General features: G+C 63.2%; 18 protein-coding genes. 13 read left to right on the top strand and 5 right to left on the bottom strand.

All coding sequences use genetic code 11. The features are described 5' to 3' along the window. The first annotated feature begins 348 nt into the window (after positions 1 to 348). From aroQ to BFP93_RS20220, 11 genes are all read left to right on the top strand, one after another. A complete protein-coding gene (gene aroQ / locus BFP93_RS20270; protein WP_065894604.1) occupies positions 349 to 804 on the top strand; it encodes a type II 3-dehydroquinate dehydratase in 456 nt (151 codons plus the stop codon). Positions 805 to 828: 24 nt separating this feature from the next. After that, positions 829 to 1,290 carry an acetyl-CoA carboxylase biotin carboxyl carrier protein gene (gene accB, locus BFP93_RS20265; RefSeq protein ID WP_065894602.1) on the top strand — a complete coding sequence of 154 codons (462 nt, stop codon included), beginning with the start codon at positions 829 to 831 and terminating at the stop codon, positions 1,288 to 1,290. A gap of 17 nt (positions 1,291 to 1,307) precedes the next feature. Next, positions 1,308 to 2,669 carry an acetyl-CoA carboxylase biotin carboxylase subunit gene (gene accC, locus BFP93_RS20260; RefSeq protein WP_065894600.1) on the top strand — a complete coding sequence of 454 codons (1,362 nt, stop codon included), beginning with the start codon at positions 1,308 to 1,310 and terminating at the stop codon, positions 2,667 to 2,669. A gap of 276 nt (positions 2,670 to 2,945) precedes the next feature. After that, positions 2,946 to 3,824: a 50S ribosomal protein L11 methyltransferase gene (gene prmA, locus BFP93_RS20255; RefSeq protein ID WP_065894597.1), complete on the top strand. Its 879-nt coding sequence runs from the start codon at positions 2,946 to 2,948 to the stop codon at positions 3,822 to 3,824. 30 nt (positions 3,825 to 3,854) lie between these two features. Then, the gene (locus BFP93_RS20250) at positions 3,855 to 5,102 is read left to right on the top strand and encodes a DUF3426 domain-containing protein (protein WP_065894595.1); all 1,248 of its coding nucleotides are present in this window, start codon (positions 3,855 to 3,857) and stop codon (positions 5,100 to 5,102) included. A gap of 185 nt (positions 5,103 to 5,287) precedes the next feature. Continuing rightward, positions 5,288 to 6,301 (top strand): tRNA dihydrouridine synthase DusB, encoded by a 1,014-nt coding sequence (gene dusB / locus BFP93_RS20245; RefSeq protein WP_065883448.1) that lies wholly within the window; start codon positions 5,288 to 5,290, stop codon positions 6,299 to 6,301. After that, complete coding sequence (gene fis / locus BFP93_RS20240; RefSeq protein WP_007250933.1) at positions 6,298 to 6,618, top strand: DNA-binding transcriptional regulator Fis; 321 nt, start codon at positions 6,298 to 6,300, stop codon at positions 6,616 to 6,618. Before dusB ends, fis begins: the two co-directional genes overlap by 4 nt. A gap of 81 nt (positions 6,619 to 6,699) precedes the next feature. Beyond that, the gene (gene purH, locus BFP93_RS20235; RefSeq protein ID WP_065894593.1) at positions 6,700 to 8,307 is read left to right on the top strand and encodes a bifunctional phosphoribosylaminoimidazolecarboxamide formyltransferase/IMP cyclohydrolase; all 1,608 of its coding nucleotides are present in this window, start codon (positions 6,700 to 6,702) and stop codon (positions 8,305 to 8,307) included. A 144-nt stretch (positions 8,308 to 8,451) separates the two neighbouring features. Further along, positions 8,452 to 9,744: a phosphoribosylamine--glycine ligase gene (purD, locus tag BFP93_RS20230; RefSeq protein WP_065883445.1), complete on the top strand. Its 1,293-nt coding sequence runs from the start codon at positions 8,452 to 8,454 to the stop codon at positions 9,742 to 9,744. Positions 9,745 to 9,845: 101 nt separating this feature from the next. Then, complete coding sequence (locus tag BFP93_RS20225) at positions 9,846 to 12,617, top strand: hybrid sensor histidine kinase/response regulator (RefSeq protein ID WP_065894592.1); 2,772 nt, start codon at positions 9,846 to 9,848, stop codon at positions 12,615 to 12,617. 177 nt (positions 12,618 to 12,794) lie between these two features. Next, complete coding sequence (locus BFP93_RS20220) at positions 12,795 to 13,391, top strand: MarC family protein (RefSeq protein WP_065883442.1); 597 nt, start codon at positions 12,795 to 12,797, stop codon at positions 13,389 to 13,391. Here the strand turns inward: BFP93_RS20220 and BFP93_RS20215 are convergent. The 5 genes from BFP93_RS20215 to cobG form a co-directional block, all read right to left on the bottom strand. Further along, positions 13,388 to 14,167 carry a hypothetical protein gene (locus BFP93_RS20215; protein ID WP_065894591.1) on the bottom strand — a complete coding sequence of 260 codons (780 nt, stop codon included), beginning with the start codon at positions 14,165 to 14,167 and terminating at the stop codon, positions 13,388 to 13,390. The two genes, BFP93_RS20220 and BFP93_RS20215, sit on opposite strands and share 4 nt — an antisense overlap. Before the next feature lie 238 nt (positions 14,168 to 14,405). Then, the gene (gene cobJ, locus BFP93_RS20210) at positions 14,406 to 16,043 is read right to left on the bottom strand and encodes a precorrin-3B C(17)-methyltransferase (protein ID WP_065894590.1); all 1,638 of its coding nucleotides are present in this window, start codon (positions 16,041 to 16,043) and stop codon (positions 14,406 to 14,408) included. Beyond that, the gene (locus tag BFP93_RS20205) at positions 16,043 to 16,774 is read right to left on the bottom strand and encodes a precorrin-2 C(20)-methyltransferase (protein WP_065883437.1); all 732 of its coding nucleotides are present in this window, start codon (positions 16,772 to 16,774) and stop codon (positions 16,043 to 16,045) included. Before BFP93_RS20205 ends, cobJ begins: the two co-directional genes overlap by 1 nt. Next, positions 16,774 to 17,400: a precorrin-8X methylmutase gene (locus tag BFP93_RS20200; RefSeq protein WP_065894588.1), complete on the bottom strand. Its 627-nt coding sequence runs from the start codon at positions 17,398 to 17,400 to the stop codon at positions 16,774 to 16,776. Before BFP93_RS20200 ends, BFP93_RS20205 begins: the two co-directional genes overlap by 1 nt. Next, entirely contained in the window at positions 17,393 to 18,739 is a 1,347-nt protein-coding gene (gene cobG, locus BFP93_RS20195; protein WP_065894586.1) for a precorrin-3B synthase, read from the bottom strand. The genes BFP93_RS20200 and cobG overlap by 8 nt, the downstream gene beginning before the upstream one ends. A gap of 38 nt (positions 18,740 to 18,777) precedes the next feature. On the opposite strand from cobG, the gene BFP93_RS20190 reads away from it, so the two are divergent. Both BFP93_RS20190 and BFP93_RS20185 read left to right on the top strand, forming a co-directional pair. Beyond that, positions 18,778 to 19,983 (top strand): bifunctional cobalt-precorrin-7 (C(5))-methyltransferase/cobalt-precorrin-6B (C(15))-methyltransferase, encoded by a 1,206-nt coding sequence (locus tag BFP93_RS20190; RefSeq protein ID WP_065894584.1) that lies wholly within the window; start codon positions 18,778 to 18,780, stop codon positions 19,981 to 19,983. Next, on the top strand, positions 19,980 to 20,705 hold the full coding sequence (locus BFP93_RS20185) for a cobalt-precorrin-6A reductase (protein WP_065894582.1): 726 nt from the start codon (positions 19,980 to 19,982) through the stop codon (positions 20,703 to 20,705). The genes BFP93_RS20190 and BFP93_RS20185 overlap by 4 nt, the downstream gene beginning before the upstream one ends. Positions 20,706 to 20,742: the final 37 nt, after the last annotated feature.

The following is a 20,742-nucleotide window of genomic DNA, read 5'->3' as shown; positions in this document are numbered from 1 at the left end:
CCGAGTGGTGGGGCAAGAGCGTTTTGCTTACTTTTGCGCTTTTCAAAAGTGAGCCGCCGTAAGGGCGGAACCCTAAGTGGCCGTGACCGCAGAACCGGATATGTACTCGTTCCAATCCAGCATCCTGGTCGGCCCAGAGGCCGCCATCGGGGGCAAGCCCCCTCCCACATGGGATCTCCCGCGATTTCACGACTGTATTACCCATGACCGAATCCCAAGTCACAGTCACAAATTTCGCGCTATCCTCGCTAATCGTGCTGGCTACTGCATAGAACTGGACAGTCACAAAGGCTTTGCGGCATAGTCGCCGGGTTCTGCGCTACCCCAACCAATAACAAGGAACAGCCGATGGCGACCTTACTGGTTCTTCACGGACCCAACCTGAACCTGCTCGGCACCCGTGAACCGGGCGTCTACGGGTCAGTGACGCTGGAGCAGATCAACCTCGATCTGGAACAGAGGGCCCGTGTTGCCGGCCACCATTTGCTCTACCTGCAAAGCAATGCCGAGTATGAATTGATTGATCGCATCCATGCCGCGCGCGGCGAAGGTGTGGACTTTATTCTGATCAATCCCGCCGCTTTCACGCATACAAGCGTTGCATTACGTGACGCGCTGCTGGCGGTGAGCATCCCATTCATCGAAGTGCATTTATCGAACGTGCACAAACGCGAAGCTTTCCGCCATCACTCTTACTTCTCCGATGTAGCGGTAGGAGTGATCTGCGGCCTTGGCGCCAGCGGTTACCGACTGGCCCTGGAGGCCGCCCTGGAACACGTTGAAGAACAGGCTAAACGCCCCTGACCGACCCTTGGGAGTTGATGATTCATGGATATCCGTAAAGTTAAGAAACTGATCGAACTGCTGGAAGAATCCGGTATCGACGAGCTGGAAATAAAGGAAGGCGAAGAGTCCGTACGGATCAGCCGTCACAGCAAGACCCCGGCCCAACAGTTCTACGCACCCCAGATGCAAGCACCGGCGCCAGCCGCTGCCGCACCTGCCGCCGCCGCTCCAGCCGCAGCACCTGCGGCCCCGGCAGCCCCTGAGCTGAACGGTTTCGTGGTCAAGTCGCCAATGGTCGGTACCTTCTACCGCACCCCGGCACCGACCTCGCCGGCCTTCGTTGAAGTGGGCAAGACCGTGAAAGTGGGCGACACCATCTGCATCGTTGAAGCGATGAAGATGATGAACCACATCACTGCGGAAAAAGCCGGCGTCATTGAATCCATCCTGGTAGAAAACGGTCAGCCGGTTGAGTACGACCAGCCGCTGTTCACCATCGTTTGAACCGCGGAGCACCTTCGATGTTGAAACCTGCGAAGAAACTGCAAAAAGTCCTGATCGCCAACCGCGGCGAGATCGCGCTGCGTATCCTGCGCGCCTGTAAGGAAGAGGGCATCAAGACCGTCGCTGTTTACTCGACGGCCGATACCGAATTGATGCACGTGAAACTGGCGGACGAAAGCATCTGCATCGGCCCGCCACTGGCCACGAACTCGTACCTGAAAGTCTCGAACATCATCGCGGCCGCTGAAGTGACCGGCGCTGATGGCATCCACCCGGGCTACGGCTTCCTCGCGGAAAACGCCGATTTCGCCGAACAGGTGGAAAAATCCGGCTTCGCCTTCATCGGCCCTAAAGCCGAAACCATTCGCCTGATGGGCGACAAGGTTTCGGCCAAGGACGCCATGATTGCAGCCGGCGTGCCAACCGTTCCAGGTTCCGACGGCCCGTTGCCGGAAGACGAAGAAACCGCGCTGCGCATTGGTCGCGAAGTCGGTTACCCGGTGATCATCAAGGCCGCCGGTGGTGGTGGTGGTCGCGGCATGCGCGTGGTGCACAAGGAAGAAGACCTGATCGAAGCCGCCAAGCAGACCCGCTCCGAAGCGGGCGCCTGGTTCGGTAACCCGATGGTCTACCTGGAGAAGTACCTGACCAACCCACGTCACGTGGAAGTGCAGGTACTGTCCGACGGCCAGGGCCACGCGATCCACCTGGGTGACCGCGATTGCTCGCTGCAACGTCGTCACCAGAAGGTCCTGGAAGAAGCGCCGGCACCGGGTCTGGACGAAAAGGCTCGCCAGGAAGTCCTGGCGCGCTGCGTCAAGGCGTGCATCGACATCAACTACCGTGGCGCCGGTACTTTCGAGTTCCTCTACGAGAACGGCCGTTTCTACTTCATCGAGATGAACACTCGCGTGCAGGTAGAACACCCGGTTTCGGAGATGGTCACCGGTATCGACATCGTCAAGGAGATGCTCAGCATCGCCGCCGGCAACGTGCTGTCCTTCACCCAGGACGACGTGAAGATCCACGGCCACTCCCTGGAGTGCCGAATCAACGCCGAAGACCCGCAAACCTTCATGCCGAGCCCTGGCCTGGTCAAGCATTTCCACGCGCCCGGCGGCAACGGCGTACGTGTGGATTCGCACCTGTACAGCGGCTACAAGGTTCCGTCCAACTACGACTCGCTGATCGGCAAGCTGATCACCTGGGGCGCGACCCGCGACGAGGCCATGGCCCGCATGCGCAACGCCCTGGACGAAATCGTGGTCGACGGCATCAAGACCAACATCCCGCTGCATCGGGACCTGGTTCGTGATGAAGGCTTCTGCGAAGGTGGTGTGAACATTCACTACCTGGAACACAAGCTGGCCAACCAGTAAGTGCTCCACCCAACAAAGCCGCCTTCGGGCGGTTTTGTTGTTTGTGCACCCCAACTTTCAGGCCATACACAGTCCAAATGTGGGAGGGGGCTTGCCCCCGATTGCGGTGTGTCAGTCTCAGTATCTGTATCTGATCCACCGCTATCGGGGGCAAGCCCCCTCCCACATTTGCTCCGCATTCATTCAGTAATGTCGTCTTCTGCCGTTCGCTCGCGTAAACTTGCGCGCTTTCGCGGCCTACGCGCTGCACACTCATTTTTTTCAAAGGTGCCCGCCATGCCTTGGCTGCAAGTTCGTCTCGCCATCAGCCCGGAACAAGCCGAAACCTACGAAGACGCTTTCCTCGAAGTCGGCGCCGTGTCGGTGACTTTCATGGATGCCGAAGACCAGCCGATCTTCGAACCGGAACTCAACACCACCCCGCTGTGGTCCCACACCCATCTGCTGGCCCTGTTCGAAGACGGCACCGATGCCGCCGCCGTGCTGGCGCATATGGAATTGCTCACCGGCGGCCCGCTGCCCGAGCATCACAGCGAAGTGATCGAAGACCAGGACTGGGAACGCAGCTGGATGGATAACTTCCAGCCCATGCGCTTCGGCCAGCGCCTGTGGATCGTACCGAGCTGGCACGCCGCACCCGAGCCGGAGGCCGTCAATCTGTTGCTGGACCCGGGCCTGGCGTTCGGCACCGGCACTCACCCCACCACCGCGCTGTGCCTGGAATGGCTGGACGGCCAGGACCTGACCGACTGCAACGTGCTCGACTTCGGCTGCGGCTCGGGGATCCTGGCGATCGCCGCCCTGCTGCTGGGCGCCAACGAAGCCGTGGGCACCGATATCGACGTGCAAGCACTGGAAGCTTCCCGCGATAACGCCGGGCGCAACCACATTCCTGAAGGCAAATTCCCACTCTATCTGCCTGAGGACTTGCCGCAGGTACAGGCCGACGTGCTGGTCGCCAATATTCTCGCCGGGCCGCTGGTGTCACTGGCGCCGCAGTTGTCGAGCCTGGTCAAGCCGGGCGGGCGCCTGGCGCTGTCGGGCATCCTCGCCGAGCAGGGCGAAGAGGTCGCTGCCGCCTACGCCAGGGATTTCGAGCTGGACCCCATCGCCAACCGTGACGGTTGGGTGCGCATCAGTGGACGTCGGCGCTAGAATGAGCGCTTGCCTGAATCGGATGGCCGCATGACCGACAGTTTCGTCACCCAGTGCCCGCATTGCCAGTCGCGCTTTCGCGTCAGCCACGCTCAGTTGAACGTGGCCCGCGGCGTGGTGCGCTGCGGCTCGTGCCTGCAAGTGTTCAATGCCGCTCGCCAGTTGCTGGAGCAACGGGCGCAAATGCAACCTGGCCACGCTCCTGACCAAGCTCCTGACTATGCTCCCGACCACGCCCCGGTGCTTGAGCCTGCCGCCGAAGCCCCACGCGCCATCAGCCAGAAGCAGTGGACGGCCGAAGAACTGGACCTGGACAACCTGGACCTGGACGAAGAGCTGGCCAAACTCGAGCGCCGCGAGATTCAGCACACCCAGCCCGTCGGCGCAGAACGGCGCCAGCCGGGGGCCGACCGTCGGCACAAGGACGACGCCCTCAGCGCCAGCCGCCATACGGTCAAGGCCGAGGAAGAAAAATGGGCCGCCAGTCTGTTCAGCGAGCCGCCGCAGGAACGCGACCTGCCCGCCGAAGCGGAATCTGCGCCGAGCGCCCGCACCGAACCGTCCATGTCCTTTCACACCGACGATATCGACGACGAGCCGCCACTGCGTGAGACCCCGCCCGACGATGATGATCCGGACCCACCGTTCACACCCCTGACCCCGGCGGCGAACGCAGTCGACGAGCGTGCGCAATCGCGGCGCAAGCGAGTGCGCGCCGATTCCAGCGCCCACGACGACCTGTTCCAGGAGCTGGAAGACGATCCGCTGCACCTGTATGCGCACAAGCGCGCGTCAGGCTGGGGTCGCCGCCTGATCTGGATCGTGCTGGTACTGCTGGCTGCCGCCGGCCTGGCAGGCCAGTACATCGCCTACCAATTCGACGAACTGGCCCGCCAGGACACCTACCGCCCGTGGTTCCAGCAACTGTGCCCGACCTTGGGCTGCACCGTGCCATCGCGGGTCGACATCGCCCATATCAAGAGCAGCAACCTGGTGGTGCGCAGCCACCCGGAGTTCGCCGGGGCCCTTGTGGTGGATGCGATCATCTACAACCGCGCAACCTTCTCCCAGCCCTTCCCGCTGCTGGAACTGCGCTTTGCCGACCTCAACGGCGGCCTGATCGCCAGTCGGCGCTTCAAGCCCGCCGAATACCTCAGCGGCGAATTGGCCGGGGTCAGCGAAATGCCGTCGCAGGTGCCGATCCACATCTCCCTGGACATCCTCGACCCCGGCAACAAAGCCGTGAATTACAGCCTGACCTTCCATTCGCCCGAATGAAGCCACGCCGCAACCGTGGTTTGACGACGGATTATTGACTGCACCGGCGTCAACCAAACCGATGGCGATAAAAAAATAACTGTTCAGATTTTATCCAATTCAGCCTTTATCCAGTCATCGAGAGCGGGTATCATGCCAACCCTTTTTCGAACTCTAATGATCCGGCCCCACAACAGGGAAGTCCTATGTCGGCGGTACGCATCGGCCCATATACATTGCACAACGGCTTGATCCTCGCCCCGATGGCGGGCGTCACGGACCAGCCCTTTCGTCAGCTCTGCAAACGTTTGGGCGCGGGTCTAGTAGTCTCTGAAATGGTCACCAGCGACATGAGTTTGTGGAACACCCGCAAGTCGCGGATGCGCATGATCCACGAAGGTGATCCCGAGCCGCGCTCGGTGCAGATCGCCGGGGGAGATGCGCAGATGCTGGCGGATGCGGCCAGGGCCAATGTGGAGCTGGGCGCGCAGATCATTGATATCAACATGGGCTGCCCGGCCAAGAAGGTCTGCAACAAGGCCGCCGGTTCCGCCCTGTTGAAAGATGAGCAGTTGGTTGCCGAGATCCTGCAGGCCGTTGTCGCCGCAGTCGATGTGCCGGTGACCCTGAAGATTCGTACCGGCTGGGACCGGGACAACAAGAATGGCCTGACGGTGGCGAAGATCGCCGAACAGGCGGGTATTGCAGCGCTGGCGGTGCATGGCCGCACCCGCGCCGATCTTTATACCGGGGAAGCCGAGTACGACACTGTTGCCGCGATCAAGCAGGCCGTGTCGATGCCGGTGTTTGCCAATGGCGATATCGATTCAGCCGAAAAAGCCCGGCGCGTGCTGCACGCCACCGGTGCCGACGGCTTGTTGATCGGCCGGGCCGCCCAGGGGCGGCCATGGATTTTCCGTGAAATCGAGCATTTCCTGCGTACCGGCGACGTGTTGCCGGCACCGGGACTGACCGAGGTGGAACGTATTCTGCTGGAGCATCTGGCCGCCCTGCACGCCTTCTATGGGGACGTGATGGGCGTACGTATTGCTCGCAAGCATGTCGGCTGGTACCTCGCCACCTTGCCGGGCGCCAAGGAATTGCGCGCTCAGTTCAATCGTTTGGATGAAACGCAGGCACAGGTCGCCATCGTTCGTGAATTCTTCGCCGAACGTGACAAGAGCCTGGCAACAGGGGATGGAGAAGGGGTGGCCGCATGACCTTGATGACCGAGACTTTAGTGAGTGGAACAGCACCCGTGAGCGACAACGTCAATTTGAAACAGCACCTCAACACGCCGAGCGAAGAAGGCCAGACCCTTCGCGGGAGTGTCGAGAAGGCGCTGCACAATTATTTCGCCCACCTCGAGGGTGCTTCCGTCACGGACGTGTACAACCTGGTGCTCTCCGAAGTCGAGGCGCCCCTGCTCGAAAGCGTGATGAACTACGTCAAGGGCAACCAGACCAAAGCCAGTGAGCTGCTGGGCCTCAATCGTGGGACCTTGCGCAAAAAGCTCAAGCAGTACGATTTGCTGTAAGCATTCAATCAAACCAGAAAGGCGCCCGCGTAAAAACGGTCGCCTTTTTTGCTGACTCCTTTGCTTTTGATGGAAATTGAAATGACCGACCAGACTACCCGCCTGCCGATCCGCCGCGCCTTGATCAGTGTTTCCGACAAGACCGGGATCCTCGAATTTGCCCGGGAGCTGGAAGCCCTGGGCGTGGAAATCCTCTCCACGGGCGGGACCTTCAAACTGCTGCAGGACAACGGCGTGGCCGCAGTAGAAGTCGCGGATTACACCGGTTTCGCGGAAATGATGGACGGTCGGGTCAAAACCCTGCACCCGAAAATTCACGGCGGCATCCTCGGCCGTCGCGGTATCGACGACGCCATCATGAACGAGCACGGCATCAAGCCGATCGACCTGGTCGCCGTCAACCTCTACCCCTTCGAAGCCACCATCAACAAGCCAGGTTGCGACCTGCCGACCGCCATCGAAAACATCGATATCGGCGGCCCGACCATGGTCCGCTCGGCCGCCAAGAACCATAAAGACGTGGCCATCGTGGTCAATGCCGGCGACTACGCCAACGTCCTGGAAAGCCTGAAGGCCGGTGGCCTGACCTACGCCCAGCGTTTCGACCTGATGCTCAAGGCGTTCGAACACACCGCCGCCTACGACGGCATGATCGCCAACTACATGGGCACCGTGAACCAGGCGGCCGAGACCTTGAGCACAGAAGGCCGCAGCCAGTTCCCGCGCACCTTCAACAGCCAGTTCATCAAGGCCCAGGAAATGCGCTACGGCGAGAACCCGCACCAGAGCGCGGCGTTCTACGTGGAGGCAAAACCGGCCGAAGTCGGCATTGCCACTGCGACCCAGCTGCAAGGCAAGGAGCTGTCCTACAACAACGTGGCCGACACCGACGCCGCGCTGGAATGCGTGAAGAGCTTCGTCAAGCCGGCCTGCGTGATCGTCAAGCACGCCAACCCGTGCGGCGTGGCGGTGAGCCCGGACGCTGAAGGCGGGATTCGCCAGGCCTACGAACTGGCCTACGCCACCGACACCGAATCGGCGTTCGGCGGCATCATCGCCTTCAACCGCGAACTGGACGCCGAGACCGCCAAGGCGATCGTCGAGCGCCAGTTCGTTGAAGTGATCATCGCGCCAAGCGTCAGCGAAGAGGCCCGCGCCATCGTCGCGGCCAAAGCCAATGTGCGCCTGCTGGCCTGCGGTGAATGGTCAGCTGACCGCGCCGCTGCCTGGGACTACAAGCGCGTCAACGGCGGCCTGCTGGTACAGAGCCGCGACATCGGCATGATCGGCAGCGAAGACCTGAAAGTCGTGACCAAACGCGCGCCCACCGAGCAAGAGATCAACGACCTGATCTTCGCCTGGAAAGTGGCCAAGTACGTCAAATCCAACGCCATCGTCTACGCCAAGAACCGCCAGACCATCGGTGTCGGCGCCGGCCAGATGAGCCGTGTGAACTCGGCGCGTATCGCCGCGATCAAGGCTGAACATGCCGGTTTGCAGGTGGTGGGCTCGGTGATGGCGTCCGATGCGTTCTTCCCGTTCCGTGATGGCCTGGACAATGCCGCGAAAGCCGGCGTGACCGCCGTGATCCAACCGGGTGGTTCGATGCGTGATGCTGAAGTCATCGCGGCTGCTGATGAAGCCGGTATTGCGATGGTCTTCACCGGCATGCGCCACTTCCGCCACTAAACACCACTGCTTGATCGTTCCCACGCTCCGCGTGGGAATGCCTCTTGTGACGCTCCGCGTCACGCTTGGGACGCAGAGCGTCCCGGACTGCATTCCCACGCAGAGCGTGGGAACGATCAGCCCACAGAATTTGAGGTTTTTGAAATGAATGTTTTGATCATTGGCAGCGGTGGCCGTGAACACGCCCTGGCCTGGAAAGTTGCCCAGGACCCCCGTGTGCAGAAAGTCTTCGTTGCGCCCGGCAACGCCGGTACCGCCATTGAAGCCAAGTGCGAAAACGTCGCCATCGACGTGTTGGCGCTCGAGCAACTGGCGGACTTTGCCGAAAAGAACGTCTCCCTGACCATCGTCGGTCCGGAAGTCCCATTGGTTGCCGGCGTGGTCGACCTGTTCCGCAGCCGTGGCCTGGATTGCTTCGGCCCGACCGCCGGCGCCGCTCAACTGGAAGGCTCGAAAGCCTTCACCAAGGACTTCCTGGCGCGCCACAAGATCCCGACCGCCGACTACCAGAACTTCACCGAGATCGAGCCGGCCCTGGCTTACCTGCGTGAAAAAGGTGCGCCAATCGTGATCAAGGCCGACGGCCTGGCCGCCGGTAAAGGCGTGATCGTCGCCATGACCCTGCAGGAAGCCGAGGACGCCGTACGCGACATGCTCGCCGGCAACGCCTTTGGTGATGCCGGTTCGCGCGTGGTCATCGAGGAATTCCTCGACGGCGAAGAAGCCAGCTTCATCGTGATGGTCGACGGCAAGAACGTCTTGCCGATGGCCACCAGTCAGGACCACAAGCGCGTCGGCAACGGCGACAGCGGCCCGAACACCGGCGGCATGGGTGCTTATTCCCCGGCGCCGGTGGTCACCGCCCAGGTGCACCAGCGCGTCATGGACCTGGTGATCTGGCCGACCGTGCGCGGCATGGCCGACGAAGGCAACGTCTACACCGGTTTCCTCTACGCCGGCCTGATGATCGACAAAGCCGGCAACCCGAAAGTCATCGAGTTCAACTGCCGCTTCGGCGACCCGGAAACCCAACCGGTGATGCTGCGCCTGCAATCGAGCCTGGTGCTGCTGGTGGAGGCCGCGCTGGCCCAGGCCCTGGACAAGGTCGAAGCACAGTGGGACCCACGCCCGAGCGTCGGCATCGTGCTCGCGGCCGGCGGTTACCCTGCCGATTACGCCAAGGGCGATGTGATTGAAGGCCTGGACGCCGCGGCTGCGCTGGAAGGCAAAGTGTTTCATGCCGGCACTGCGCTGCAGGACGGCAAGGTCGTCACCGCCGGTGGCCGCGTGCTGTGCGCCACCGCGATGGGCGCCAGCGTCGACGCCGCGCAGCAGCAAGCGTACAAGTTGGCCGCGAAAATCGACTGGAAAGGCTGCTTCTACCGCACCGATATCGGTTACCGCGCCATTGCCCGTGAACGCGGCGAGAACCACTGAGTAGCTATCCGTTCGGGTAGGTAAGGGCCTCTGGCCCTTGCCGTACTCATGCCGCCCCGCGCATAGTTAACCCGTGCATTCACCTACGAAGGGACTTCGCCGTGCGCTGGCTCAGGATCGCCTTAGGTTTTACCGTCAGTCTGCTGACCCTGCTCTGCCTGGTCCCGGCTCAAGCCGCGGCGCAAGGCAGTGGTTGGGCAGTCTTGCTCGATGATCAGGCCGACCTGCAACTGAGCGACATCCGTTCCTCGCGCTACACCAATCAATTCAGCCCCATCGAACTGGACCGGATTACCGCCGCGCCGCCGGACGGTGCGTTGTGGGTACGCTTCAAGCTGCAACCCGGCAAGCATGAACAGGTGCTGCGGGTGTTCGCCCCGGACTTGTCGAGCCTGAGCCTGTATGTGCTGGACGGCAACAGCCTGGTGGAGCAGCAGACCACCGGCACGCGCCAACCCCAGGCCGAGCGCCCGCTGCCCAGCAGTGACTTCATGCTGCCGATGCCACAGAGCCAGCGCCCGCTCGAGGTTTACCTGCGCCTGGTGTCGGAACACGAGCTGCGCCCCTATATCACCCTGGAACCCGCCGTACTCGCCGCCGCCAACCAGAACCAGACGCTGGTCTACGGCTTGCTGTTCGGCGTCCTGCTGATGCTGATCCTGCATAACCTCACGCGCTTCGCCTACCACCGCTCGCGCAGCAGCCTGTGGCTGGCCGCGTGTGAGTTCCTGCTGATGCTCAGCCTGGCGCTGTTGCTCAACGTGGTGGGGCCGTGGTTGCCCAACTGGCACGCGATCCAGACCCCCGGCGCCTACCTCGCCCTGCTGCTGACCGCGCCGTGCGGGCTGATGTTTGCCTATCGCTTCTTCATGCCGCTGGGCCCGCACCCGCTGAACAAACTGTTGATGGCCGACATATTGGTGATCGTGCTGTGTGGCCTGCTGCTGTTGTTCGTCAACACCCTGCCGCTGAACATCATCACCTATGCCCTGGTGGCGCTGGCCGGCCTGAGCATGCTGTTTGTCTCGGCCTATCACTGGCAACGGGGCTATCGTCCGGCGCGCCTGTTCGTGGCGGGGATGGTGGTGTTCAACATCGGCACGCTGATCATTCTTCCCGCCCTGCTCGGCCTCACGTTGTTGGCACCGCAAGGCCTGATCATCACCCTGCTGAGTTTCATCTGCATCAGCGGCCTGCTGATGAGCCTGGCCCTCGGCGAACGCCAGCGCGCCATTGTTGAAACGCGCTTCAGCCTCAGCCGCGACCTGGCCGCGAGCAATGCCGAAATCGCGGCCAAGGCCGAGTTCCTGGCGAAGATCAGCCACGAAATCCGCACCCCCATGAACGGCGTGCTGGGCATGACCGAGTTGCTGCTGGGCACGCCGTTGTCGGTGAAACAACGCGACTACGTGCAGACCATTCACAGTGCCGGCAACGAATTGCTCACGCTGATCAACGAAATCCTCGACATCTCCAAGCTCGAATCGGGGCAGATCGAACTCGATGATGTGCAGTTCGACCTCAACGCGCTGATCGACGACTGCCTGAGCATCTTCCGCGCCAAGGCCGAGCAGCAGAATGTCGAGCTGATCAGCTTTATCCAGCCCCAGGTGCCGCGCGTGATCAGCGGTGACCCGACACGCCTGCGCCAGGCGCTGTTGAGCCTGCTGGAAAACGCCCTGCATAAAACCGACGAGGGCGAAGTGCTGATCGTCGTTGCCCTCGACGAGCGCAGCACCCAGCCACGCCTGCGCATTGCCGTGCAAGACAGCGGCGTGCCCATGGACGCCGCCGAGCGCGACGCCCTGATGCACAGCGAACTGCACAGCAAGAACTTCCTCTCGGCCACACGCTTGAGCGGCCACCTGGGCCTGGTGATCGCACGCCAGTTGATCCTGTTGATGAACGGCGAATTCGGCGTCAAGAGCGGCAGTCACCAGGGCAGCACCCTGTGGCTGACCCTGCCGTTGGACCCCGAACGCCTCGAGCACCCGACCTCCGATCTCGACGGCCCGCTCAAGGACGCACGGGTACTGGTGGTGGACGACAACGACACCTGCCGCAAGGTGCTGCTGCAGCAATGCTCGGCCTGGGGCCTGAACGTCAGCGCCGTGGCTTCGGGCAAAGAGGCCCTGGCCCTGCTGCGCACCAAGGCGCACCTGCGCGATTACTTCGACGTGGTGTTGCTGGACCAGAACATGCCCGGCATGACCGGCATGCAACTGGCGGCCAAGATCAAGGAAGACCCGAGCCTGAACCACGATATCCTGCTGATCATGCTCACCGGCATCAGCAACGCGCCGAGCAAGATCATCGCGCGCAACTGCGGGATCAAGCGCATCCTCGCCAAGCCGGTGGCCGGTTATACGCTCAAGACCACCCTGGCCGACGAACTGACCCAGCGCAGCAAAGGCGCCCCCCACCCTCGCCTCGCTCCCGCCGCGCCGGCAGCCATTACCGTGCCCAGCGACTTCCGCATCCTGGTGGCCGAGGACAACAGTATCTCCACCAAAGTGATACGCGGCATGCTCGGCAAGCTCAACCTCAACCCGGATACCGCCAGCAACGGCGAAGAAGCGTTGGAGGCGATGAAAGCCCAACGCTATGACCTGGTGCTGATGGACTGTGAAATGCCGATCCTCGATGGTTTCTCCGCCACCCAGCAGCTGCGCGCGTGGGAGGTCAGCCACCAACGTGTGCGCACGCCGGTGGTGGCGCTCACGGCGCATATTCTCTCGGAACATAAAGAACGCGCGCGCCAGGCGGGGATGGACGGGCATATGGCCAAGCCGGTGGAACTGTCACAGCTGCGCGAGCTGGTGGATTACTGGGTTGTGCAGCGCCAGCAACGCCCGGAACACGCGCCGTCCTGATTGAAATCCAATCAAATGTGGGAGGGGCGGTGCGACGATTCGACTTGCCCCCGATAGCGGTGGGTCAGCCACAGATGTATCTGCTGACACTCCGCAATCGGGGGCAAGCCCCCTCCCACATTTGACGCGCGTCGCCTGATAGACTCCTCCACACTTCCACCGCCCGCGAGTCCCCCCATGCTCCACGTGTTATTCAGCGTTTACCTGAAGATGCTGGTGCTCTACAGCCCGTTCTTCGTGCTGTCCTGCTTTATCAGCCTGACCCGTGGCTATTCCAGCAAGGAGCGGCGGCGCCTGGCCTGGAAAGTCGCGTTGGCGACGCTGGTGTCGAGCGTGCTGCTGTACCTGTTCGGCCGGGTGATATTCAGTGTGTTCGGCATCACCGTGGACGCGTTCCGCATCGGCGCCGGCAGCGTGCTGTTTATCTCCGCCCTGGGCATGGCCCAAGGCAAGTCGGCGGTGCAAACCGATAACGTGCAGCAGGACGTGACCATCGTACCGCTGACCATCCCGCTCACGGTCGGCCCCGGCACCATCGGTGCATTGCTGGTAATGGGGGTGAGCCAGCCCCATTGGGACGACAAGCTCACCGCCATCCTCAGCATCGCCCTGGCCAGTCTCACGGTGGGGGTGGTGCTGTACCTGTCCAATCGGATCGAACGCATTCTTGGCGACCAGGGCTTGCAGATTGTCAGCCGGTTGATGGGCTTGTTCGTGTGCGCCCTGGCCGCGCAAATTATCTTTACCGGGGTCCGTGGCTATCTGGTGACCTAGATCCGGTATTTGGCGATGGCCGACTGCACGTTGTCACCCGCACTGTCGCGCATCAGTTGCAGGGTCTGTTCATTGACCACCGAGGTGTTGAGCACCAGGCAGGTCTGCCCGCTGAAGGCCTCGAACGATGAGCTGTCCCATTCAAGGAACGGCAACCCCACCTGCTTGCTCACGCCATGGCTGCTGTAGGTCACCAGGACCATCATCACTTCGCCATTGGTTTCAGCGCAGGACGCCACGCCGAAGTCACCGCCCTGGTGCACGCTGCTGTTGCGTTTGAACAAATCGAAAGATGCCGGCAGTTGCTTCAAGGTCTCCAGCGCATCGGCGGCCAGTTTCGGCAGCAGGCTGAGCAACGGCCCCGACATGGACATCGAGGCGAGCATTGCGCCGATGATATTCAGCGCTGTCAGTTGCACCGTCAGCCCCCTGCCCGCGCGCGAGACGCGCTCGAAGCTGCTGCGCACCGGCAGCCAGCCGAGGCTGACCATCACTTTGATAAATTCGTCGTACCAGGCCTCGGTGCCCCGATGCACCTTCAATACATCGCTCACGTAACTGCTGGCCAGCAGGTAGCTTTTACGGATGTATTCGCGGTTAAGCCCGGACAGCCCCTCGGCAAAGGAAATCACACCGTTGTTGACCACCGCCGCATTGCAGTCATCTTCGGTGTCCAGCGGTAACGTCGCGGGCGTGCCCGGCGCGCCCGGCAATTTGTAGGCGGCAATCAGCTTGCGCCGTTTTGTACTGTTGATCCTTCTGTGGTGTCGCTCCATTTCCCAATTCTCCACGTACACCCCGACTCGGGGCTTGTAACCACACTAGTCCACTCAGCGACGGGCTTTCCAGGCAACAAACATCCCTTGGCGCGGCCCGGCAAAACGCGCCGACCCGCAATAACGCGGCATGCACGATGAGCCTCGTGGTTTCGTCGTGAAAAAAAGAAAAAGCCCCGAACGACAACAGAAAAATCCTGGAGTCATTCGGAGCTTTCGGGCCACTGCCGAGCTGTTTTCAGCCGGCGGGTTTATCGCCGTACCAGCGCGGGGTGTACACCCACTCACCGCCACCGGCACGCGCAAAGGTGCAGGTGGTGGACGAGCCGATCAGCACCATGGTGCGCATGTCCACCTGGTCCGGGGTGAGTTGCCCCAGGGTGGTGACGCACAGCGTCTGGCCCGGGCGACCGATATCGCGGCCCAGCACCACCGGCGTTTCAGGGGTGCGGTGCTGGGCGACGATCTCCAGCGCACGCCCCAGTTGCCACGGCCGCGCACGGGAAATCGGGTTGTAGAAGGCCAGGGCCAGGTCGGCCTGGGACGCGAGGTCCAGACGCTTTTCGATGATCGACCACGGCTTGAGGTTATCCGACAGCGACATCACACAGAAGTCATGCCCCAGCGGCGCCCCGGCCTGGGCAGCGGTGGCCAGGGACGCCGAGACGCCCGGCAGGATTTGCAGGTCGACCTGGTGCCAGGCCGGGTCGCTGGACTCATGCAACGCCTCGATCACCGCAGCGGCCATGGCGAATACACCCGGGTCGCCGGACGACACCACCACCACCGAGCGCCCTTGGGCGGCCAGCTCGAAGGCGTGCCGGGCGCGCTGCATTTCTTCGCGGTTGTCCGTGCAGTGCTGCACCTGATCTTCACGGAACGGCCCGGCCATGCGCACGTAGGTTTCGTAGCCCAGCACATCGGTGCAGCGCGCCAACTCGGCCTTGACCGCCGGCACCATCAAGTCAGCGGCGCCCGGACCGAGCCCGATCACGGCAAGGCGCCCACGTGGGCGGCCGACCTGTGACACGTCCAACGGCTGTTCAGCCACGCTGAGGGTGATGTCCGCCGGCGGCTCGACCTTGTCAAACCGCAGCGGTACGCGCAGTTCCAGCGCAGCCTCATGCAGCGACGCTTCGGCCATCTGCAGGTCGCTGGCAAGCAGGCACGCCAGCGACTGCACGGCAATGCCTGCCTCATGCAAGGCGGTGCGCACACGTGCGGCCAGGTGCGCGCCCGGCTTGCAGGTGGCGCAGACGGTTTTCGGATAGATCACTAATTCGTTGGCGGCCGGCACGCGCTCGGCACTGCCCACATGAATCGCCAGGCGCGCCTGTGCGGCCTGTGGCAAGTTGGCCTGCGCCAGCCAGGGCGCTTCGCCTTCAATGCGCACGCTTTCACCGGCGAGCAGGTCCGAGACGAAGCGCTTGCCCAACTCCAGGTCCGCCAACTCATAGCCCCTGGGCGGGTTGAGCAGGCAGGTGCCGAAGCGCAATTCGCCGCTGGTGGTGATCGCCGCCGCCACCCCCAACGCGGCGGCAATCTCCCGCGCCATCACATTCACACCGCCCAGCCCGCCCAGCAGGGGCACCACGGCGCTGCCGTCTTCGGCAACGGCCAGCACGGCCGGCTCCTCACCTTTTTCGAGCAGCAGCGGCGCGAGGGTACGGATGACGATGCCGGCGGCGCACAGCGCAATCAGCGGTGTTCCCTGTTGGTAGAGCTGGCGCAGTGTGGCGCCGAATTCGCTGTAGACCAGGTCCGCGCCGTCGACCCGACCGGTCAGGCCATGGATCTGCGCCGCCGGGTAAAGCTGCTGGATCCTGCGCGCAGTCGCCAGGCTGCCCTGGCCCAGAATGACAATCGCCGGGCTCATCAACCTTGCCACCGTTCACCGGGCACGATGATCAAGGAAAAATACGGTGACGACATCGGCTCCACCTGGTCCAGCGGCACGATTTTCTGATTGGCCATGGTGGCGCGTTCCACGTACAGCGCACGCCCGGCCAGACCGAGTTCCTCCAACACTTGGCGCACCTTGTGGAAGTTGCGCCCCAACTTCATGATCACCGCCGCGTCAGCGTCCGCCAGCCGGCGCTTGAGGTCGTCGTGCGGCAACACCCCCGACAGCACCGACAGGCTCTGGTTGCGATACACCAGCGGCGCACCCAACACCGAAGCGCCGCCCAGCATCGAACACACGCCCGGGATGACCTGCGCTTCATAGCGCTCGGCAAGGCGGTCATGCAGGTACATATAGGAGCCGTAGAAGAACGGGTCGCCTTCACAGATCACCGCCACATCGCGACCCGCATCCAGGTGCGCCGCCACATCGACGCTGGCGGTGTCGTAGAAGTCGCTGATCACTTGCTCATAGGACAGCGGCGCCGGCAGCGCCTCGGTGGTCACCGGGTACACCAGGGGCATCAGGGTTTGTTGCGGCACCAGATGGTCCTCGATGATGCCGAACGCATTGCCCTTCTTGCCCTTGGCCACGAAGTACGCCACCACGGGCGACTCGCGCAGCAGGCGCAGGGCCTTGAGGGTGATCAGCTCCGGGTCGCCGGGGCCCACGCCCAGGCCGATCAGACGTCCGCGTGGGTGCATTATTCGACCTCCGTGGCGAGCGCATTGACGGCGGCGGCGGCCATGGCACTGCCGCCCAGACGGCCCTGCATGATCACGAACGGCACGCCACGGCTGTCGGCGGCAAGCATCGCCTTGGATTCGGCGGCGCCGACAAAGCCCACCGGGAAACCGAGGATCAACGCCGGTTTCGGCGCGCCGGCGTCGAGCATTTCCAGCAGGTAGAACAAGGCGGTCGGCGCGTTGCCGATCACCACCACGCTGCCTGCCAGGTGCGGACGCCACAGCTCCAGGGCGGCAGCGGAACGGGTGTTGCCCAACTCCCGCGCCAGCTCAGGCACGCTGTCATCACGCAGGGTGCAGATCACCGCGTTATTGGCCGGCAGGCGCGCGCGGGTCACGCCTTCGGAGACCATCCGCGCATCGCATAAAATCGGTGCGCCCGCCGCGAGCGCATCGCGCCCAGCCTTGCCCGCGCCTTCGGAGAATTGCAGGCCGTCGATCGCCTCGACCATGCCGCAGGCATGAATCACCCGCACCGCGAGTTTTTCCAGGTCGGCCGGGATGCGGTCCAGGTTGGCTTCCGCGCGAATAATGGCGAAGGAGTTGCGATAGATCTCCTGACCGTCGCGGATGTAATCAATCATCGGTGTTGCTCCGTGGGCGAGCGCGTAACAGGGCGCCCGCCGCTTCAATGGAAAGAGTGCGCGCGTGCAGCCGGCCAAAACCTGGATGGGCGGCGTCGCGAAAATAAAGGTCGTAATGGCCGGGACTCACCGCCAGCAAGGTGACCGGCGCGGTGTGCGCGGCGGCGCAGGAGCGCGGGCAACCGGACAGGTGCACCTCCACGCCGGGTTGCAGGGTGGCCAATTGCACTGCGTCGGCCTTGGTATCGGCCAGGCCCTTGCCGCAACCGCTGGAACCGGTGCAGGCAATCATGCGCGCAAGGGGTTGCTCGATTGAACAGAGAAAGCCCAGTTGCCCCAAGCGGTCGGTGACGGCGCCAGGGCGTTCAATGTTGGGCAGCAGCACGCCTTGCCAGGGCGTGAAGCGCAACGTGCCATCGCCGTACTCGCTGGCCAGTTGCGCGGCGCCCTGAAGCATCCGCGAATCCAGACGGCCCAGAGGCGCGACTGCCGCGACGTAGAACTGATTCTTCCGGGGTTGGGGATAACTTCCGATGTGCAGCAGCGCACCACCGGCCGGGCGTTTGAAGCCCTGGGCCGACAGCAGCGGCAGGCTCAGGCGGCTCAATAACTTATCCACAGCCAGATGACGCATGCGCGTTTGCTCGGGCGTCGCCAGGTCGAGAAAGGCCTCCAGCACCGCCACCACCAGCGCATGGCCCTGGTCCAGCGGCACGGCCGCCACGGGCGCATTCAGGCCGGGGCAGCCGGCCAGGCCGAACGCCAGCAGCGTTTGCCCCTCGCGCACAAACGCCGACAGCCACAGGTCATGGTGATGCTCGAGCATCGCCAGGGCTTCACCGCCGTCCAGCTGCACGGCGAACTTGGCCGACAACTGATGAAGACGCGGATGACTGTCCAACGTGGCGAGAATCTGCGCGGCCAGCGGGCGGGTGTCGAACAGCATCTGCGGATCGATGCCGGCGCTGGGGCTGAGCATCAGGTTGCGCACGTCATCACCGGCCGCGTTGCTCGGGCCGAGGCCGGCCGCCAGCAGCATTGCGATCAAGGCGTCCTGCTCGGCGCCGATCCCGCGAATCTGCAGGTTGGCGCGGTTGGTCGCCTCGATCACCCCGCCCGCATACGCCTGGGCAGCGTCCGCCACGGCGTTGGCCTGGGCCGCGGTAAGCGAACCACCGGCCAGTTTGACCCGACAGATACCGCCGTCCAACGCCTGGACAATACGCAGCAACCCCGGACAGGCCGAGGGGCGCAAGGTATTTACAGCGGGCGTTGGGTTCACGGGGCTACCGGTTGACGGGTAAAGGCGCGGTATTATGCCTGCTTTGTCCGGCGGCATGAAAAGCCTGCCCGTCGGATGTCGTTCAAGGAATTGCTATGTCGCCCTGGCTGACGGTTGTAGGCATCGGTGAAGACGGCTTCAAGGGCCTGGGCAGGAATGCCCGGCACGCCCTGTTGCGCGCTACGCGGATTATAGGCGGCCAACGCCAGTTGGACCTGTTGCCATTGTGTATCAGTGGCGAGCGCCAGGCGTGGCCGAGCCCGTTTTCCCTGGAGCCGGTGTTGTCACGGCGTGGGGAGCCTGTGTGCGTATTGGCCAGTGGTGACCCGATGTTCTATGGCGTCGGCGCCAGTCTGGCGCGCCAGATTGCGGCGGATGAGCTGCTGGTTATACCGGCTCCGTCGTCGGTGTCCCTGGCGGCGGCGCGTTTGGGCTGGCCGTTGCAGGACGTGGTGACGGTGTCCGTGGTGTCCCGCCCCTTCGCGGCAATCAACGCGCACCTGGCCAGCGGTGTGCGCTTGCTGGTGCTGAGCAATGATGGTGGCAGCCCTGCGTTGATTGCCGCGTTATTGACGCAGGCAGGGTTCGGGCCCAGCCGATTGACGGTGTTTGAACACTTGGGCGGCGCGAACGAGCGGCGCTTGGACGGCCTGGCCGCAGACTGGCATCACCTCGGCACTGCCGATCTGAACCTGGTCGCCATCGATTGCCTGGCCTGCAGCGACACGCCGCCCTTGTCGCGCCTGGCAGGCCTGCCGGACTCGGCGTTCCAGCACGACGGCCAACTGACCAAACGCGATGTGCGCGCCATGACCCTCGCCCGCCTCGCCCCGATGCCCGGCGAACTGCTGTGGGATGTGGGCGCGGGCAGCGGTTCCATCGGCATCGAATGGATGCGCACGCACCCCAGCTGCCGTGCCCTGGCGATCGAGCACGACCCGGGCCGCCAAGGCCTGATCGAACACAATCGCGACGCCCTCGGCGTGCCCGGCCTGCACCTGATTCGCGGCAAAGCTCCGGACGCGTTGCACGGCCTGCCGGTACCCGACGCCATCTTCATCGGCGGCGGCGTCACCCGCGACGGCGTGCTCGACACCTGCTGGCAACACCTGCGCCCCGGCGGGCGCCTTGTCGCCAACGCCGTGACCCTGCAAAGCGAAATGACCTTGATGAACTGGCGCGCCGAGCACGGCGGCGAACTGACCCGCATCCATGTCGCCCAGGCGCAGCCACTGGGCGAGTTCGACACCTGGCGCCAGGCGTTGCCGATCACGCTGCTGGAAGTGATCAAGCCGCTATGAACAGGATTCTGTTGCTGGGCGGCGTGACGGAAGCGCTGGCCATTGCCCGCACCCTGGGGCCGGAGCATATCTACAGTTTGGCCGGCGTGGGCCGCGTGCCGACCGACCTGACCTGCCAGGTGCGCGTCGGCGGTTATGGAGGCGCTGAAGGGTTGGCGCAGTTTGTTCGCGATGAACGCATCAGCCTGATCCTCGATGCCACCCATCCGTACGCAGCGCAGATCAGCCACAACGCGGCCCGGGCTGCACGGTTGTGCGCTGTGCCGTGCTGGGCATTGCGACGTCCGGCGTGGCAGCCGCAGGCCGGGGATGATTGGCGCGAAGTGTCTGACTGGGCTGAGCTGATCCAAGCGTTGAAGCCCTTCAAGCGCCCGCTGTTCACCTTGGGTCGCGAACCCTTGCAGCATCTCGATGAAATCCCCGCCGACCAGTTCTGGACGTTACGCGCGCTGGACGTGTACCCGGGCAACGAGCGCTGTGAAGTGATCGGCGCACGCGGGCCGTTTCTGATCGAGGATGAGCGGGCGTTATTCGAACGACGCCGGATTGATGTGCTGATCAGCAAGAACAGCGGCAGCACCGCCACCGAACCGAAGCTGGAAGTGGCGCGGGAATGTGGGGTGCCGGTGTTGGTGTTGAAGCGGCCGGTGTTGGCTCATGTAGACCGTGAACTCTTGTCGCCTGAAGAAACACTCATCGCGTTGGCAAATTTCATTCGATAAGTCAGGATCTCTCGCTTGCTTGATAAGTAACCTATTT

This window comes from Pseudomonas sp. 44 R 15 (genome assembly GCF_900004965.1).
GTDB classification, from domain to species: domain Bacteria; phylum Pseudomonadota; class Gammaproteobacteria; order Pseudomonadales; family Pseudomonadaceae; genus Aquipseudomonas; species Aquipseudomonas orientalis_A.
The sequence above is the reverse complement of the archived record's forward strand: the minus strand, read 5'-3'. Positions and strand labels throughout refer to the sequence as shown.

What these genes read in the sequence shown, in the direction of transcription:
- aroQ (WP_065894604.1), top strand. Translation starts at nt 349, where the DNA reads ATGGCGACCTTACTGGTTCTTCACGGACCCAACCTGAACCTGCTCGGC.
- accB (WP_065894602.1), top strand. Translation starts at nt 829, where the DNA reads ATGGATATCCGTAAAGTTAAGAAACTGATCGAACTGCTGGAAGAATCC.
- accC (WP_065894600.1), top strand. Translation starts at nt 1,308, where the DNA reads ATGTTGAAACCTGCGAAGAAACTGCAAAAAGTCCTGATCGCCAACCGC.
- prmA (WP_065894597.1), top strand. Translation starts at nt 2,946, where the DNA reads ATGCCTTGGCTGCAAGTTCGTCTCGCCATCAGCCCGGAACAAGCCGAA.
- BFP93_RS20250 (WP_065894595.1), top strand. Translation starts at nt 3,855, where the DNA reads ATGACCGACAGTTTCGTCACCCAGTGCCCGCATTGCCAGTCGCGCTTT.
- dusB (WP_065883448.1), top strand. Translation starts at nt 5,288, where the DNA reads ATGTCGGCGGTACGCATCGGCCCATATACATTGCACAACGGCTTGATC.
- fis (WP_007250933.1), top strand. Translation starts at nt 6,298, where the DNA reads ATGACCTTGATGACCGAGACTTTAGTGAGTGGAACAGCACCCGTGAGC.
- purH (WP_065894593.1), top strand. Translation starts at nt 6,700, where the DNA reads ATGACCGACCAGACTACCCGCCTGCCGATCCGCCGCGCCTTGATCAGT.
- purD (WP_065883445.1), top strand. Translation starts at nt 8,452, where the DNA reads ATGAATGTTTTGATCATTGGCAGCGGTGGCCGTGAACACGCCCTGGCC.
- BFP93_RS20220 (WP_065883442.1), top strand. Translation starts at nt 12,795, where the DNA reads ATGCTCCACGTGTTATTCAGCGTTTACCTGAAGATGCTGGTGCTCTAC.
- BFP93_RS20215 (WP_065894591.1), bottom strand. Translation starts at nt 14,167, where the DNA reads ATGGAGCGACACCACAGAAGGATCAACAGTACAAAACGGCGCAAGCTG.
- cobJ (WP_065894590.1), bottom strand. Translation starts at nt 16,043, where the DNA reads ATGAGCCCGGCGATTGTCATTCTGGGCCAGGGCAGCCTGGCGACTGCG.
- BFP93_RS20205 (WP_065883437.1), bottom strand. Translation starts at nt 16,774, where the DNA reads ATGCACCCACGCGGACGTCTGATCGGCCTGGGCGTGGGCCCCGGCGAC.
- BFP93_RS20200 (WP_065894588.1), bottom strand. Translation starts at nt 17,400, where the DNA reads ATGATTGATTACATCCGCGACGGTCAGGAGATCTATCGCAACTCCTTC.
- cobG (WP_065894586.1), bottom strand. Translation starts at nt 18,739, where the DNA reads ATGCCGCCGGACAAAGCAGGCATAATACCGCGCCTTTACCCGTCAACC.
- BFP93_RS20190 (WP_065894584.1), top strand. Translation starts at nt 18,778, where the DNA reads ATGTCGCCCTGGCTGACGGTTGTAGGCATCGGTGAAGACGGCTTCAAG.
- BFP93_RS20185 (WP_065894582.1), top strand. Translation starts at nt 19,980, where the DNA reads ATGAACAGGATTCTGTTGCTGGGCGGCGTGACGGAAGCGCTGGCCATT.